The 16,474-nt window shown below is 69.5% G+C and carries 14 protein-coding genes; 11 read left to right on the forward strand and 3 right to left on the reverse strand.

Annotated features, from left to right (window positions below):
* Positions 1-9 precede the first annotated feature (9 nt).
* Positions 10-870, reverse strand: coding sequence for a sulfurtransferase (locus ACFQU4_RS29715; RefSeq protein ID WP_377499103.1), 861 nt, complete (start codon positions 868-870; stop codon positions 10-12).
* Positions 871-1,204: 334 nt separating this feature from the next.
* Entirely contained in the window at positions 1,205-1,459 is a 255-nt protein-coding gene (locus ACFQU4_RS29720; protein ID WP_377499105.1) for a MoaD/ThiS family protein, read from the reverse strand.
* 117 nt (positions 1,460-1,576) lie between these two features.
* Between ACFQU4_RS29720 and ACFQU4_RS29725 the strand changes: the two genes are divergently transcribed.
* On the forward strand, positions 1,577-2,317 hold the full coding sequence (locus tag ACFQU4_RS29725) for a DNA-binding response regulator (protein ID WP_377499107.1): 741 nt from the start codon (positions 1,577-1,579) through the stop codon (positions 2,315-2,317).
* 1 nt (position 2,318) lies between these two features.
* Here the strand turns inward: ACFQU4_RS29725 and ACFQU4_RS29730 are convergent, their stop codons facing one another.
* On the reverse strand, positions 2,319-2,900 hold the full coding sequence (locus tag ACFQU4_RS29730; RefSeq protein ID WP_377499109.1) for a hypothetical protein: 582 nt from the start codon (positions 2,898-2,900) through the stop codon (positions 2,319-2,321).
* 72 nt (positions 2,901-2,972) lie between these two features.
* On the opposite strand from ACFQU4_RS29730, the gene mshD reads away from it, so the two are divergent.
* The 10 genes from mshD to ACFQU4_RS29780 all read left to right on the forward strand — a co-directional run bounded on the left by mshD (position 2,973) and on the right by ACFQU4_RS29780 (position 15,591).
* A complete protein-coding gene (gene mshD, locus ACFQU4_RS29735) occupies positions 2,973-3,860 on the forward strand; it encodes a mycothiol synthase (RefSeq protein WP_377499111.1) in 888 nt (295 codons plus the stop codon).
* A 98-nt stretch (positions 3,861-3,958) separates the two neighbouring features.
* On the forward strand, positions 3,959-6,169 hold the full coding sequence (locus tag ACFQU4_RS29740; RefSeq protein WP_377499113.1) for an RNA degradosome polyphosphate kinase: 2,211 nt from the start codon (positions 3,959-3,961) through the stop codon (positions 6,167-6,169).
* A complete protein-coding gene (locus tag ACFQU4_RS29745) occupies positions 6,169-7,065 on the forward strand; it encodes an NUDIX domain-containing protein (protein WP_377499115.1) in 897 nt (298 codons plus the stop codon). Before ACFQU4_RS29740 ends, ACFQU4_RS29745 begins: the two co-directional genes overlap by 1 nt.
* Before the next feature lie 119 nt (positions 7,066-7,184).
* A complete protein-coding gene (gene pstS, locus ACFQU4_RS29750) occupies positions 7,185-8,285 on the forward strand; it encodes a phosphate ABC transporter substrate-binding protein PstS (RefSeq protein WP_377499117.1) in 1,101 nt (366 codons plus the stop codon).
* A 124-nt stretch (positions 8,286-8,409) separates the two neighbouring features.
* Positions 8,410-9,366 carry a phosphate ABC transporter permease subunit PstC gene (pstC, locus tag ACFQU4_RS29755; protein WP_377499119.1) on the forward strand — a complete coding sequence of 319 codons (957 nt, stop codon included), beginning with the start codon at positions 8,410-8,412 and terminating at the stop codon, positions 9,364-9,366.
* Positions 9,366-10,424, forward strand: coding sequence for a phosphate ABC transporter permease PstA (gene pstA / locus ACFQU4_RS29760; RefSeq protein ID WP_377499121.1), 1,059 nt, complete (start codon positions 9,366-9,368; stop codon positions 10,422-10,424). The genes pstC and pstA overlap by 1 nt, the downstream gene beginning before the upstream one ends.
* A 24-nt stretch (positions 10,425-10,448) precedes the next feature.
* On the forward strand, positions 10,449-11,228 hold the full coding sequence (gene pstB / locus ACFQU4_RS29765; protein WP_377499123.1) for a phosphate ABC transporter ATP-binding protein PstB: 780 nt from the start codon (positions 10,449-10,451) through the stop codon (positions 11,226-11,228).
* A gap of 68 nt (positions 11,229-11,296) precedes the next feature.
* A complete protein-coding gene (locus ACFQU4_RS29770) occupies positions 11,297-12,319 on the forward strand; it encodes a DUF2510 domain-containing protein (RefSeq protein ID WP_377499125.1) in 1,023 nt (340 codons plus the stop codon).
* A gap of 10 nt (positions 12,320-12,329) precedes the next feature.
* Positions 12,330-13,154, forward strand: a complete 825-nt coding sequence (locus ACFQU4_RS29775; protein WP_377499127.1) for a DUF2510 domain-containing protein — start codon at positions 12,330-12,332, stop codon at positions 13,152-13,154.
* A gap of 136 nt (positions 13,155-13,290) precedes the next feature.
* Complete coding sequence (locus ACFQU4_RS29780) at positions 13,291-15,591, forward strand: sialidase family protein (protein ID WP_377499129.1); 2,301 nt, start codon at positions 13,291-13,293, stop codon at positions 15,589-15,591.
* The last annotated feature ends 883 nt before the right edge of the window (positions 15,592-16,474 follow it).

Genomic DNA, 16,474 nt, shown 5'->3' on the forward strand with positions numbered 1-16,474 from the left:
TCGCCGGGCTCAGGCCTGGCCGGGCTCGTCGCCCACGGCCACGGGCACGCCGACCAGCGAGCCGTACTCGGTCCAGGAACCGTCGTAGTTCTTCACGTTCGGCTTGCCGAGCAGCTCGTGCAGCACGAACCAGGTGTGCGCGCTCCGCTCGCCGATCCGGCAGTAGGCGATGATGTCCTTGTCCAGGTCGAGGCCGGCCTCGCTGTACAGCTCGGTCAGCTCCTCCGGCTTCTTGAAGGTGCCGTCGTCGTTGGCCGCCTTGCTCCACGGCACGTTGGCCGCGGTCGGCACGTGACCGCCGCGCTGCGCCTGCTCCTGCGGCAGGTGCGCCGGGGCGAGCAGCCGGCCGGCGTACTCGTCGGGGCTGCGGACGTCGATCAGGCTCTGCTGGCCGATCGAGGAGACGACCTCGTCGCGGAAGGCGCGGATCTTCAGGTCCGGCTCCTGCGCGGTGTAGCTGGTGGCCTCGCGGTTCGGCGCCTCGGTGGTCAGCTCACGGGCGTCGAGCTCCCACTTCTTGCGGCCGCCGTCGAGCAGCCGGACGTCGGCGTGGCCGTACAGCTTGAAGTACCAGTACGCGTACGCGGCGAACCAGTTGTTGTTGCCGCCGTACAGCACCACCGTGTTGTCGTTGCCGATGCCCCGCTCCGACAGCAGCTTCTCGAACTGCGCCTTGTTGACGAAGTCGCGGCGGACCGGGTCCTGCAGGTCGGTCTTCCAGTCCAGCTTGATCGCGCCGGCGATGTGGCCGCCGTCGTAGGCGCTGGTGTCCTCGTCGACCTCGACCAGGACGACCTTCGGGTCATCGGCGTGCGCGGCGACCCAGTCGGCGTCGACGAGAGCGTCGACGGCGGTTTGCGTGTTGCTCATAGGTGGCTTCTCCTGAGTTCGGATGGATGGCATGGGGACACCCCGGCCCGGGTGGATGGCCCGGGGCCGGGCCGTGACTGGCGAAGTGAGAAAGCGCGTCAGCGGCGGTCGGCGGGGCACGACCCCGGACAGAACGACGACCGCATGCGGCAGAGATCGACCGCGAGCCGGCGGGTCAGCAGGGCCCCAAGGCGGTTCGTGGACATGCTGGTCACTGTACGGGCGCGATCCGGCCCTTCCCCGAGCCGTCTCGCATCCTGACCTTCGTGCCCATTATTTGAAATGCCGCTCTCGCCAGCCAGGGAGCACCGGACGATGTCCGGATCACGGACGCTCAGCCGCCCGCGAACGGCGGCAGCACCTCGAGCTCGACGACGCCCTCCACGGGACCGTCCAGTTCCGCGTCATGGGCGGCCCGGCCGTCGATCAGCAGCGAGGACGCGGCCAGCACCCGGTCGAAGCCGGCGTCGCCGCGACGGCGGCGCGCGTCCTCCAGCGCCTGCCGCGGAGTGTCGGCCTGGACTTCCTCCAGCGCCGTCCCGGCGGCCGCCTTCGCGCCTGCCCAGTAACGGATCCGTACCGTGCCCATGGGCGCCAGTGTGGCCGATCCGCACCGGAAATCGTTCACCCGGGGTCGGGGCTGATTTGGGATCGGCTTCACCGACCGGTCAGAATATGAACATCGGGGACACAGAAGGAGACCGACATGGCCACCCTCTTGTTGTTAACCAACGACACGAGCGCGTCCGCGGAAATCCTTCCAGCGCTGGAATTACTACCGCACCAGGTGAAGATCGCGCCGGCTGAAGCGACGGCGCTGCTGGACGCTCCGGCGGCCGAGGTGATCCTGCTCGACGCCCGCCGGGACCTGGTCGGCGCGCGGTCGTTGTGCCGGCTGATCGGCACCACGGGCAAGGATTGCCCGCTGCTGGTGATCGCCAGCGAGGGCGGCCTGACCGCACTCTCAGCGGACTGGGGATTCGACGACCTGCTGCTCAACACGGCCGGACCGGCCGAGGTCGACGTACGGCTTCGGCTGGCACTCGCGCCGACCGCCACCGCCGCGTCCGAGTCGCTGATCGACACCGGCCACATCGTGATCGACGAGGCGGCCTACTCGGCGAAGCTGGACGGTGAGCAGCTCGACCTGACCTACACCGAGTTCGAGCTGCTGAAGTATCTCGCGCAGCACCCGGGCCGGGTGTTCAGCCGGCAGCAGCTGCTCAGCGACGTCTGGGGGTACGACTACTACGGCGGCACCCGGACGGTCGATGTGCACGTCCGGCGGCTGCGGGCCAAGCTCGGCCCCGAGTACGAGTCCGTGATCGGCACCGTACGCAACGTCGGCTACCGCTTCGTCGCCCAGCCCGACCGCAAGGCGGACTACCAGGCGGAGGACGCGGAGACCGCCGACAGCCTGGCCGACGCCGAAGGCCCGTCGAGCTGAGTCAGCCGCGGCGGCCCTGGCCGGACCGCTGCCGCTCCCGCTCGATCAGCCGCCGCATGTGGGCCGGGATGGTCCCGGGCGGGCCGGCCGTCCGCAGGTACTGCACGCCGGCCAGCACCTGACCGCCGATCGCGCAGACCAGGCCGAGCGTGGTCAGCACCGCCGAGGTCGAGGACCAGCCCGATTCCCGGCTGGCGGCCATCGCCGACAGCAGGGCCACCACGGCGAGCGCGTACGAGGCCCAGTGCGCCACGTACGAGATCAGGGCGAGCTGATTCAGGTTCCGGTCCGGGCCGCCGCGCCATTCCGCGAAGGCCAGCTGCCAGCAGACCAGCTGCCAGCCCGCGACGGCGAGCAGCAGGATCCCGGCGACCAGGGCGACCACCGCCGACGCCGAACCGGTGCCGCCGGCGAAGACCGGGAACGTGATCAGGGCGGCGATGTCCAGCACCACGGCGACCGCGGCCACCGCGACGCCGATCCGGGTCAGTCGCAGATGGGGTCGCATCCGGTCCACGGCGGCGTCCTGCACCGCGCGCCCGTACTCGGCGATCTGGTCGGGCCGGTATTCCTCGTCCAGCATGGGCGTCAGCCTAGTACTGCGGCGCCCGGTGCTACGCAGCCCGACACCGCCGCTGCCGTTACCGTTGCCCCCATGGCCGCCCGCATCGTCCGTACCGCTTCGATCTCACCCACGGAGGTGCCGGAGGTCCGCCGATTGGTCGCCGAGGCCGAGGAACGGGACGGCTTCGGCGCGGTCAACGAGGCCGGACTGCTCGCCCTCGACGCCGGCAGCCCGGCCGAGCACGTGCTCGCGGTCGAGGACGACCGTCTGATCGGGTACGGCCAGCTGCTCGACGGGACCGGCAGCCTGCTGGTGCATCCCGACCATCGGCAGCACGGCGTCGGCAGCGCGCTGCTGGCGGCGTTGCTCGAGACCCTTGCGGATCAGGGCGCGCAGGTCTCCTTCTGGGCGACCCGGGACACCGCCGCCGCCCAGGCGCTGGCGGCCCGGCACGGCCTGGCCCGGACCCGCGAGTTGTTGATCATGAAAAGGCCGCTCGCCGATCTTCCGGAACCGCCGCCGATCCCTGCCGGGGTTGAGATCCGGCCGTTCCAGGTCGGCACCGACGAGGAACAATGGCTGACCGTGAACGGGCGCGCCTTCGCGCACCATCCGGAGCAGGGCGCGATCACTCGGGCCGACCTCGATCAGCGGATCGGCCAGGACTGGTTCGACCCGGACGGCTTCCTGGTCGCCTACGCCGGGCCGACCATGATCGGCTTCCACTGGACCAAGCAGCACCCGGGCCCGCTCGGCGAGGTGTACGTGATCGGCGTCGACCCGGACCGGGCCGGCGGCGGGATCGGCTCCGCCCTGCTGTCCCGCGGACTGAACCACCTGGCGTCGCGCGGCGACACCGAGGTCATCCTTTACACGGAAGGCGACAACACCGGTGCGATCGCGCTCTACCAGCGGTACGGCTTCGAGATCTTCTCCCGGGATGTCATGTACTCAACCACTGCGATTCACGGTAGGTGATTACGATGCGTTTCGGGGGACCGGGGGGAATCGTCGAACGGTTCCGCCGTTATCGCAGCCGCCACACGGACCAGGAGACTCAGGAGGGTGCTGAGACCATGAGCGCTGGCGACTTCGACGCCGATCTGAATTTCGACACCGGCCTCGCCGAGGTGTACGACGACGACCGGCCCTCCGCCGACGTCCCCGACCTGCTGCCGTCCGGTCCCGAGATGCCGCCGGACCGGTTCCTGGACCGGGAACTGTCCTGGCTCGCCTTCAACAACCGGGTGCTCGACCTGGCCCGTGACGCCGACCGGGTCCCGCTGCTGGAACGGGCCAAGTTTCTGGCGATCTTCGCGTCCAACCTGGACGAGTTCTACATGGTGCGGGTGGCCGGCCTGAAGCGCCGGATCGCCGCCGGCGTGGCCGTACCGACGATCAGCGGCATGATGCCGCGCGAGGTGCTCACCAAGATCCTGGACCGGACCCGGGAGCTGTACGCCGAGCAGACCCGGATCTTCACCACCGAGATCCGGCCTGAGCTGGCCAAGTACGGCATCGAGATCCTGCGCTGGGACGAGCTGGAGCCGGGCGAGCAGAGCCGGATGGACGAGCTGTTCGCGGAGCGGATCTTCCCCGTGCTGACCCCGCTCGCGGTCGACCCGTCGCACCCGTTCCCGTACATCTCGGGCCTGTCGATCAACCTCGCGGTCCTGGTCCGCAACCCGACCACCGGCAACCGGCAGTTCGCCCGGGTCAAGGTGCCGACCGTGCTGCCCCGCTTCCTGTCGCTCTCCGAGGGCCGCTACGTCGCGCTCGAGGACGTCATCGCGCACCACCTGGACCAGCTGTTCAGCGGCATGCAGGTGATCGGCCACCACACCTTCCGGGTGACCCGGAACGAGGACGTCGAGGTCGAGGAGGACGACGCCGAGAACCTGCTGGTGGCGCTGGAGAAGGAGCTGCTGCGGCGCAAGATCGGCCGGCCGCCGGTGCGGCTGGAGGTCGAGGACGACATCGACCCGAAGATGCTCGACCTGCTGGTCTCCGAGCTCGACATCAGCGAGAAGGAGGTCTTCCTGCTGCCCGGTCCGCTGGACCTGGGTGGCCTGTTCTCGCTGACCGGTGTCGACCGCGCCGAGCTCAAGTACCCGGCCTTCCTGCCCGCCACCCATCCGCATCTGGCCGAGGTGGAGACGGCCCGGCCGGCCGACATGTTCGCCGCCCTGAAGCAGCGCGACGTGCTCCTGCACCACCCGTACGACTCGTTCTCGACCAGCGTGCAGCGGTTCATCGAGCAGGCCGCCGACGACCCGCACGTGCTCGCGATCAAGCAGACCCTCTACCGGACCTCCGGTGATTCGCCGATCATCGACGCCCTGATCGAGGCGGCCGAGGCCGGCAAGCAGGTGCTCGCGGTGATCGAGATCAAGGCCCGGTTCGACGAGCAGGCCAACATCGCCTGGGCCCGCCGGCTGGAGCAGCACGGCTGCCATGTCGTGTACGGGATGGTCGGGCTGAAGACGCACTGCAAGCTGTCCATGGTGGTCCGCGACGAGCCGGACGGGCTGCGCCGCTACGCCCACATCGGCACCGGGAACTACAACCCGAAGACCGCCCGGCAGTACGAGGACCTCGGCCTGCTCACCGCCAACCCGATCGTCACCGACGACATCGGCCGGCTGTTCAACCACCTGTCCGGGATGAGCCAGGAGACCAACTACCGGCGGCTGCTGGTCGCGCCGGACGGGATCCGGAACGGACTGCTGGAACGGATCGCCACCGAGATCGCGAACCACCAGGCCGGCCGACCGGCCGGGATACGGATCAAGGTCAACTCCCTGGTCGACGAGGCGATCGTGGACGGGCTCTACCGGGCCTCCCAGGCCGGCGTACCGGTCGACCTCTGGGTCCGCGGGATCTGCACCATCCGGCCCGGGGTGCCCGGCCTGAGCGAGAACATCCGGGTCCGCAGCATCCTCGGCCGGTTCCTCGAGCACAGCCGGGTCTTCTGGTTCGCCGGCGGCGGCACGCCGTCGGTCGGGATCGGCTCGGCGGACCTGATGCACCGCAACCTGGACCGCCGGGTCGAGGTGCTGGTGTCGATCACCAACCCTGCGCACCTGGACGAGATCGGCGGGCTGTTCGACCTCGCCTTCGACGACGGTACGGTCTGCTGGCTGCTCGACGCCGACGGGCGCTGGACGCCGCGGACCACCGACGCCGACGGCAACCCGCTGCTCGACCTGCAGGAATTCCTGATCAACGCCAAGACCCGCAGACGGCCCAACTCGCCCCCCGAACGCTCAGCCCGGCCCGGGCAGTAGTGGGCAGCATCACTGCGGCGGGCGCAGTGATCACCCGCCGCGGCACCGGATCCGAGACCGAGGTCGCGGTCGTGCACCGGCCCCGTTACGCGGACTGGTCGCTGCCCAAGGGCAAGCCCCGTCCGGCCGAGTCGCTGCCGGCCTGTGCCGTCCGCGAGGTCGCCGAGGAGACCGGCCTGACGGTCCGGCTCGGCTCGCCGCTCGATTCGGCCCGGTACCAGCACGACGGCCGGGACAAGCGGGTCGACTACTGGCGCGCCGACGTGGTCGCCGAGGAACCGTTCCGCCCGAGCGACGAGGTGGACGAACTGGCCTGGTGGTCCGCGGCCGACGCGGCGCTGCGGCTCTCCTATCCGCACGACCGGCACCTGGTCGGGCAACTGGCCGAGGTGCCGGACACGGTGCCGTTGATCATCGTCCGGCACGCGAAGGCGATGGACCGTTCCGACTGGTCGAAGTCCGACCTGGCCCGGCCGATCGTGGCCCTGGGCCGGCGACAGGCCCGGCTGCTGGTCCCCCTGCTCGCCGCGTACGGGGTCGAGCGGCTGATCAGTTCTCCCGCGATCCGGTGCGTCAGCACCCTGCAGCCGTACGCTGCGGAGCGGCACCTCGAGATCATCCAGGTGCCCGAGCTGACCGAGGAGCGCGGCACCGACGATCCGGACGGGGTCGCGGCCGTGATCACCGAGCTGGCCGGCCGGGTGACCGAACGGCGGCTGCCGGCGGCGCTCTGCGGTCACCGGCCGGTGCTGCCGCACGTCCTGGCCGCGCTCGACGTACCGGAGCGACAGCTGCGGACCGCGGAGCTGATCGTGGCGCATCTCCGGCCGGGCGAGGGCGAAGAACCGGACAGGTCGTACATCTCGGCGGTGGAGACGCACCGGGTCAACCCGTGAGGCCATCTTTCGTTCACCGTTTGTTCATCTTTGTGGGTCGGTCGCTTCACAACCCACTCCTACTGTCGGGGGCGAAAGTCAGGGCCGACAACCACGTTTCACGCCCAGAGGGGAACCTTGTGAAGATCTCACGCTTCGGCGCTTCCGTCGCCGTACTCGCCGCGCTGTCGCTCGGCCTATCGGCCTGCGCGGCCAACGAAGCACCCGCGCCCGGCGGCAGCGACACCGGGCTCGCCGGCCAGCTGGCCGGCTCCGGCTCGTCCGCGATGGCGAGCGCGCAGGAGACCTGGATCGCCGGATTCCAGTCCGCCAACTCCGGCGTCACGGTCAACTACTCACCGGACGGCTCCGGTGCCGGTCGCGAGTCCTTCACGGGCGGCGGCGTCGACTTCGCCGGCTCCGACCGGGCCATGAAGCCGGAGGAGGCCGCGGCCGACGCGCTGGCCAGCTCCCGCTGCGCGCCGGACTCGATGGCGATCAACCTGCCGGTCTACATCTCGCCGATCGCGGTGATCTTCAACCTCGAGGGCGTCACCGAGCTCAACCTCGATTCGTCGACGGTGGCCCAGATCTTCGCCGGGAAGATCACCAAGTGGAACGATCCCAAGATCGCCGGCCAGAACCCCGAGGCCAAGCTGCCGGATCTGAACATCACGGCGGTCCACCGGGCCGACGACTCCGGCACCACGGAGAACTTCACCGAGTACCTCAACGTGCTGGCTCCGCAGGACTGGCCGCACGAGCCGGACGGCGTCTGGCCGCTCAAGGGCGGCGAAGCTGCCCCGCAGACCTCCGGTGTCGTCGACGCGGTGACCAACGGAACCGGAACCATCGGGTACGCCGACGCCTCGCGCGCCGGTGATCTCGGCGTGGCCAACATCAAGGTGGGCGACAAGTACCTCAAGTACAGCCCGGAGGCCGCGGCCGCGATCGTCGATGCGTCGCCGCTGGACAGCGAAGGCGGCGAGCGGAGCGCGAACGACCTCGCCTACAAGCTGGACCGGAAGGCGTCGGGCGAGGTCTACCCGATCGTCCTCGTCGCGTACGCGATCGCCTGCGAGAAGTACAAGGATGCGAAGACCGCCGAGCTGGTGAAGTCCTACCTGGGCTACATCACCTCCACCGAGGGTCAGTCCGCGGCTGCCGAGAAGGCGGGCGCTGCGCCGCTGTCGTCGGACCTGTCCGGCAAGGTCGCCAAGTCCATCGCGGCGATCTCCTAATCGGCGCGCTGGTCGCCGGCCGTTCAAGCCCGAGACGGGGTTTACGATGACTCAGACCTCAGCTTCGTCGACCAATAGGGATGCCTTGTCTAGCTCGACTGGCTCGTCCGGACCGACCGGCGGCGTGAGAACCGATCAGCCTGACCCCCGGCTCGGACAGCGGGAGAACCGGGAGGTCAGGCGGATCGGTGACCGAATCTTCAGCGGCCTGTCCACGGGGTCCGGGATCGCGATTCTGGCGGTCCTGGCCCTGGTGGCCGGCTTCTTGATCATGCAGGGCCTGCCGGCCCTGACCTCTCCGGTCGAGGAGCTTCAGTACAAGCAGCCGTTCCTGCAGTATGTGGCGCCGTTCGCGTTCGGTACGGTCTGGGCGGCGCTGCTGGCCCTGTTGATGGCCGTGCCGGTGTCGATCGGCATCGCGCTGTTCATCTCCCACTACGCGCCACGGCGGCTGGCCACCAGCCTCGGCTACGTGATCGACCTGCTGGCGGCCGTGCCGTCGGTGGTCTTCGGTCTGTGGGGCATCGGTGTGCTGGCGCCCCTGATGCAGCCGGTCTACCGGTGGTTGGAGGAGAACGCCGGCTGGATTCCGCTGTTCGCCGGCCAGGCCTCCGGCACCGGACGAACGATCCTCACCGCGGCCATCGTGCTCGCCGTCATGATCTTGCCGATCGTGACCGCGCTGACCCGCGAAGTGTTCCTGCAGACGCCGCGCCTGCACGAAGAGGCAGCGTTGGCGCTCGGCGCCACGCGGTGGGAGATGATCAAGATGGCGGTGCTGCCGTTCTCCCGGTCCGGCATCGTCTCCGCCTCCATGCTCGGCCTCGGCCGAGCACTCGGCGAGACCATGGCCGTCGCCATGGTGCTCTCCCCGTCGACGGTGATCAGCTTCATCCTGATCGGCTCCACCAACCCGAACACGATCGCGGCCAACATCGCGCTCAGCTTCCCGGAGTCGCACGGGCTCGGCGTGAACCAGTTGATCGCGACCGGTCTGGTGTTGTTCGTGATCACGTTGGCGGTGAACATGCTGGCCCGCTGGATCGTCGGTCGGCGCAAGGAATTCTCGGGGGCGAACTGATGGCAACCATTGCCGCGCCGGCTCGGCGCAATCTGTACACCGCGGGCAAGCTGCCGGTCTGGGTGCTGCCCGTCGTCCTGGCCACCGCGCTCGTGCTGGCCGGTCTTCTGTTCCTCGCCATCGGCTCGTTCGGCATCGGCCGTACCGCCGTCGTCGGCGTGATCCTCTTCACGATCGCGATGGTGTTGATCTCCAGCGCCGTCGAGGGGGCCCGGAAGGCGAAGGACCGACTGGCCACGATCTTGGTCACGTCGGCGTTCTGTCTGGCGCTGCTGCCGTTGATCTCGGTGGTGTTCGAGACCGTGTCGAAGGGCCTGCCCCGGTTCGACGCCGAGTTCTTCACCTACTCCATGCGCAACGTCGTCGGCGCGGGCGGCGGCGCGGTGCACGCGATCACCGGAACCCTGTGGACCACCGGCATCGCCACCGTGATCTCGGTGCCGATCGGGATCATGGCCGCCATCTACCTGGTCGAGTACGGCCGCGGCCGGCTGGCCCGGGCGATCACCTTCTTCGTCGACGTGATGACCGGCATCCCGTCGATCGTCGCCGGCCTGTTCGCGTACGCACTGTTCGTGATCTTCTTCGGTCCCGGCACCAAGACCGCCCTGGCCGGTGCCGTCGCGCTGAGCGTGTTGATGATCCCGATCGTGGTCCGCTCCGCCGAGGAGTTGCTGCGCCTGGTGCCGAACGAGTTGCGCGAGGCCTCGTACGCGCTCGGCGTGCCGAAGTGGCGCACCATCGTCCGGGTCGTGCTGCCGACCTCGCTGGCCGGCTTGATCACCGGCGTGATGCTGGCCGTGGCCCGGGTGATCGGCGAGACCGCACCGCTGCTGATCGCGGCAGGCTTCACCCAGAGCATGAACTCCAACCCGTCCAGCAACGCGATGATGACGCTGCCGGTGTTCGTCTTCCGGTCCTACGCCGACCAGGGCCAGGACGCGCAGGCGTACCTGGACCGGGCCTGGACCGGGGCGTTGACGCTGATCTTGATCGTGATGGTGCTGAACCTGACCGCGCGCCTGATCGCGTCCCGGTTCGCTCCCAAGGGCCGTTGAGCGGCGAGAGGAAACACTGAACCCATGTCCAAGCGGATCGAGGTCCACGACCTCAACGTGTACTACGGCAAGTTCAAGGCGGTGGAGGGGGTCAGCCTGACCGTCGAGCCGCGGACCGTCACCGCCTTCATCGGCCCGTCCGGCTGCGGCAAGTCGACCTTCATCCGGACCCTGAACCGGATGCACGAGGTGATCCCCGGCGCGTACGTCGAGGGCAAGGTACTGCTGGACGGCGACAACCTCTACGGCCCCGGCGTCGACCCGGTCCGGGTCCGCCGGACGGTCGGCATGGTGTTCCAGCGGCCGAACCCGTTCCCGACGATGTCGATCAAGGAGAACGTGCTGGCCGGGGTCCGGCTGAACGGCCAGCGGCTGTCCGCCGCCGCGTCGGCCGAGCTGGTCGAGCGGTCGCTGCGCGGCGCGAACCTGTGGAACGAGGTCAAGGACCGGCTGAACTCGCCCGGCTCCGGCCTCTCCGGCGGCCAGCAGCAGCGGCTCTGCATCGCCCGCGCGATCGCCGTCCAGCCGGAAGTGATCTTGATGGACGAGCCGTGCTCGGCCCTGGACCCGATCTCCACGATCGCGATCGAGGACCTGATCGGCGAGCTCAAGGAGCAGTACACGGTGGTGATCGTCACCCACAACATGCAGCAGGCCGCCCGGGTGAGTGATCAGACCGCGTTCTTCAACCTGGCCGCGCAGGGCAAGCCGGGCCGGCTGATCGAGATCGGTTCCACCGAGAAGATCTTCTCCAACCCGGACGAGAAGGCGACCGAGGACTACATCACCGGCCGGTTCGGCTGAACCTGTGAAGAACCTGTCGATGCTCTGCCGCCGGTCGGTGGCGGACCGCAAGCACCTAAACTGACCCCGTGAGTGCGCAGGCAGGCTGGTATCCGGATCCGGGCGGCGGTCAAGGGCTCTACCGCTATTGGGACGGACGGGCCTGGTCCGCCGCGACCACGCCGAACCCGAACGCGGCCCCGCCGACCACGGCTGCCGCCGGTAACGCCGGGCAGCCGACCCAGCCCCTCGGCGGCCAGCAGTCCCAGCCCGGCCAGCAGCCCCAGCCCGGCCAGCAGCCCCAGTCCGGGCAGCCGGGCCAGCCGGGACAGCAGCCGCAGCAGGGGTACGGGCAGCAGGGGTACGGGCAGCAGGGCGCCTACGCCAACTACCAACAGACCGCGCAGAAGAAGTCGCCGATCGGCTGGTGGATCGGCGCCGGTGCCCTGGTGCTGGTGCTGGTCCTGGTCGGCGTACTGGTGATCTCGCGGCTGGCCGGCGGCGGGGACGGCAACACGGCCAACCCCCAGGGCCAGACCAGTCAGGACATGTGCCCGACCAACGACCCGTCCGGCGTTCCTTCCGAGCCGGAGCAGCAGGGCGACGGGCGGGTTCACGGCGGTCCGCTGTCGTACCCGATGCTCGCGCCGCCGTGGAGCTCGCCGCAGCCGGACAACCGGGTGCCGTTCGGCACCGATGTCGCGGTGCAGCAGGTCACCATCGAACCGAGCTACCAGCCGGGCAAGAGCTGGGTCGCCTCCGTGCTGATCGGCAAGCTCAACGCCGGTGACGGGTTCTACACCCCGCAGCAGGGCTCGGAGGTCGTCGTCAAGTGCATCCTCGGCGCCTTCTACGGCGACGCAGCGGTGCAGAGCGATGTCCAGGTCAACAAGGAGACCAAGATCGACGGCCACGACGCGTGGCTGGTCGAGTCGCAGCTCCACTTCGAGATCGAAGGCCTGAAGGCCAAGGGCGAGCTGCTGATCGTCGCGATCGTCGCCACCGGCGCCGAGGACGGCTCGGCCGGCCTCTACTACGCCTCGATCCCGGACAACGCGCCGGAACTCGTGGCTCCCGCCCGGGAAGCGCTGAAGCAGCTCAAGATCAGCTGACCGCACCGCGATGACCGGACCGCCGGGCTGGTATCCGGATCCGGCCGGTACCTCGAACCGCTTCCGCTACTGGGACGGCACCCGCTGGACCAACGACACGGCCGGTACCCCCGGAGCGCCGCCGGCACGCCGCCGTGCCCCACTCCTGATGATCATCAGCGCCGTGGCCGCCGGGTTGGTGTTGATCATCGTCGCCGTCGTGGTGATCAGCTCCGGAGCCGGTGGCGCGCTCGGCACCGGTGGCCCGGAAGAACGGCCGGCCGGGACCCCGACCGCCGAGTGTCCGCCGGCCGACTCGGCCCCGCCGACGGCCGAACCGCGGGTCGGCGCCGACGGACGGGTGCGCGGCGGCCCGCTGTCGTACCCGGCGCTCGGTCGGCCCTGGACGGGACCGACGACGGAGAACCGGGTTCCGTTCGGCCGGGACCTGATCGGCCAGTGGGTCACCGCGGACCGGAACACCAGGAACGGCCACATCTGGGCCGCCATGGTGCTGGTCGGCGAACTGAACTCCGGTGACGGGTTCCTCGGGCCGGAGCGGGCGGCCACGCTGATGGCGGAGTGCATCACGGGCACCCTGTACGGAGACGACCGGATCGACTCCACGATCAAGATCAGCAAGCCGACGAAGGTCGACGGGCACGACGGCTGGCTGCTCGAGGCCCGGCTGGCGTACGACATCGCTGGGCTGAAGACCAAGGGCGAGACCATGATCATCGTCATCGTCGACGCGGGGACGAGCACCGGCCTCTTCTATGCGGGCCTGCCCGATTCCGGCCCGCAGTACGTCGCACCGGCGCGGGCCGCCCTGCGCGAGCTCGCCGTCGAGGCCTGAGCCACGCAACACCTCCGCCGCCCGGTCCCAGGCGAATCCTTGACATGGAACGACCGGCTGACCATGCTTCCGGTTATCTGAAACCTCGTTCCACGTTACCGGCCAGCGCTGGTCGGCGTGTCCCCGGAGGTGTTCCATGATCACCCGATTCCTCTCCGGCCGTGCCGGTGCCGCGATCGGCGGCTTCACGGCGGCGGTCCTGCTCGGCATGCTGCCCGGCTCCGTGCCGACCGCCTCGATCGGCGGCTCACTCCCCCTGGCCGGCGACGAGCTCGCGACCGGTGACGGCGCCGCGCCGGACGGCTACGCCTTCGGCAGCGGCTCCCAGTGGAACGTGCTCAACTGGGCGCCCGGTGAGCTCGCCGCCGTACCGTCGTCGTTCTCCATGAACACCGTCGACGAGTCCGGCCGTACGGTGAAGAAGATCTTCGTCGGCAGCCAGGCCAACCCCGATGTCGGCGGCGCCGCGTCGATCAACAACATGGCGTTCTCGTACGACTCCGGCAAGACGTTCCTCGACGTCCAGCGCAACTATCCCTTCTCCGCCCTGAACATGGCCCGACTGCGGGACGGCACGCTGATCTCGATCGAGTTCATCCCGGAGTGGACCGACAGCTCGCACACGACGACCGACCTGAAGCTCTGGACCTCGACCGACGACGGCGAGACCTGGAAGCCGAGCCGCGGCACCTTCACGCCGTCGCCGGGCCGGACGATCGGCCCGATGAGCAACGGTCTCCGGGTGCACCGCCGGGTGCTCGAACTGGCCGACGGCACCCTGCTGGTGCCGGCCTACACCGCGTTCAAGGAGACCCTGCCCGGCTGGGCCAGCATCGTGCTGCAGTCCACCGACCGCGGCAAGACCTGGACGATGCGCTCGGAGATCCCGGCGCCTGGTTCGGGGACGCCGCAGCGGCCGGGCACCAACGAGGTCGGCTGGACCTACACCTCCGACGGCCGGCTGATGGCCGTGCTCCGGGAGACCGAGCAGCCGCAGGGACCCGGTGAGGGTGCGCTGGCGTACCTCTGGGCGGCGTTCTCCTCCGACGACGGCAAGACCTGGACGGACGCGAAGCCGATCACCGGGCCGGACGGCGGGAAGGTCAACGGCATCTATCCGGATCCAGTGCTGCTGCCCAACGGCATGCTGCTGCTGGCGACCGGCCGGAAGGACGTCCGGGCCCTGGTCAGCCACGACGGCACCGGCAAGACCTGGGACGCCGAGACGACCCTGTTCGTGAACTACCCGTCCGAGGGCTTCAACGGCCGCTTCGACGGGACCAGCGGCAACACCAGCATCGAGACCGTCGCCGGCAACCGGGCCGTGCACTTCTTCGACCAGTGCCACGTCTGGGGCTGCGGCGCGTACAACCAGCAGTTCGGCATCGCAGCCCGCTATGTCGGCGCCGTGACGCCGGGGACCGGCAAGCTCGACCTGGCCCGGCTGGTACGCGACAAGCTGGCCACGATCACCGGCGATCTTGGCGACGCCGACCCGGTCCATCCCGAGCGCCGGGCGGCCGGCATCGTCGACGGCAGCACCGACTACGGGGCCGACGCGGTGATCAAGGAATCCACCCGGCCCGGCGAGTTGATCATGAAGCTGGACCGGGCCTATCCGATCGGCCGGATCGGGCTGATGCTGGGGCACGGCGAAGCCCAGTCCGCGCAGGTGTTCCTGTCCGCCGACGGCAAGGACTGGGGCCGGCCGGTGATCACCGCGACCGACCGCTCCGACCGCGCGCTGCGCTACACCGACCTCACCCCGAAGTCCGCCCAGTACGTCAAGATCAGGTCCGGCAGCCCGAAGCAGCTCACCGTCAGCGAGCTGGAGCTGTACGCCGCGGGCCTCGACACGTTCGAGAACGAGCTCCCGTTCGCCGTCCCCCGTGGCTGGTCCGACGCGTACGGCAGCTGGGTCACCGACGTACCGGACAACCTGGCCTACTCCGACATCGGCGGCCACCGCAGCGCGACCGCGCTGCGCCTCTGGGACAAGTGGACCGACCGCGAGGCCAAGATCAGCAAGCGGTTCGACCCGACCGCCGAGCTGACCCTGGCCATGGATTGGGCGACCACCGACACCCGGGCCCCGTTCACCCTGCGCGCCGAGGGCAAGAAGGGTTCCGACTCCGTCACTCCCTGGGAGTTCCGCCTGGTCAACGGAGCTAAGGCCACCGACCCGCTGGTGGTCCAGGAACGCGTCGGCTCCGAGTGGAAGCCCCTCGGCAGCCTGCCCCGGGTGATGCCCGCCCGCAGCTACGTCCCGCTCGCCCTGAAGGCCACCCCGCAGAGCGCCACCCTCACCGTCGACGGCAAGTCCTTCCCCGCCACCACCCCGAACGGAGCGGTCGACACCTTCGACAAGATCACCCTCACTACCGGCGACCCCGACGCCTACGGCGGCATCTACTACCTCGACAACGTCCGCCCCTGACCCCCAAAAAAGACCCGCTGACTGGGCACAAAAGCAGGCGTTCTGGCGGCGTGTCGCTGCGGAACTGCCCTGTCGATCATCGGGGGGAAGGGCTCGTGCGCTGCAGAACTGCCCGGTCGATCCTCAGGGGGAAGGGCGCGTGCGCTGCAGAACTGCCCGGTCGATCCTCAGGAGGAAGGGCGCGTGCGCTGCAGAACTGCCCGGTCGATCCTCAGGAGGAAGGGCGCGTGCACTGCAGAACTGCCCGGTCGATCCTCAGGAGGAAAGGCGCGTGCACTGCAGAACTGCCCGGTCGATCCTCAGGAGGAAAGGCGCGTGCACTGCAGAACTGCCCGGTCGATCCAGGGGTTGGGTGGGGTCGGTCGTTGGCCGCGGTGAGCGGATCGGCACGGGGCGGCCGCCGGTCCGGGACCCAGCGCGCCCAGCCCAAGCGCGCCCGAGCTCTCCGCGGACGGGCCCGAGTGTGACGATTCCTACCGCGAAGTCGCCGGATCGGGTCGAAATCGTCACACTCGATGATCGGCGCTCCGAAGGACGCGGGCATCAAGTCCCCGCCGGCGCACGGTCTGCCCTCCCCGCCGTAGCAGCGGTCGCCGGCGGAGCATGATCGTCGACGAGCCGAGTGAAGACCGACGTCGACCCGCGCTTTCCTGAGGATCAACCGGGCAGCTCCGCTCACCGCGGCCAACGACCGACCCACCCTTCGACCGACCGGGCAGCTCCGCTCACCGCGACCAACCACCGACCCACCCCTCAACCGACCGGGCAGCTCCGCTCACCGCGACCAACCACCGACCCACCCCTCAACCGACCGGGCAGCTCCGCTCACCGCGACCAACCACCGACCCACCCCTCAACCGACCGGGCAGCTCCGCTCACCGCG

Source organism: Microlunatus sp. GCM10028923 (assembly GCF_042666975.1).
Taxonomy (GTDB): Bacteria; Actinomycetota; Actinomycetes; order Propionibacteriales; family Propionibacteriaceae; genus Microlunatus.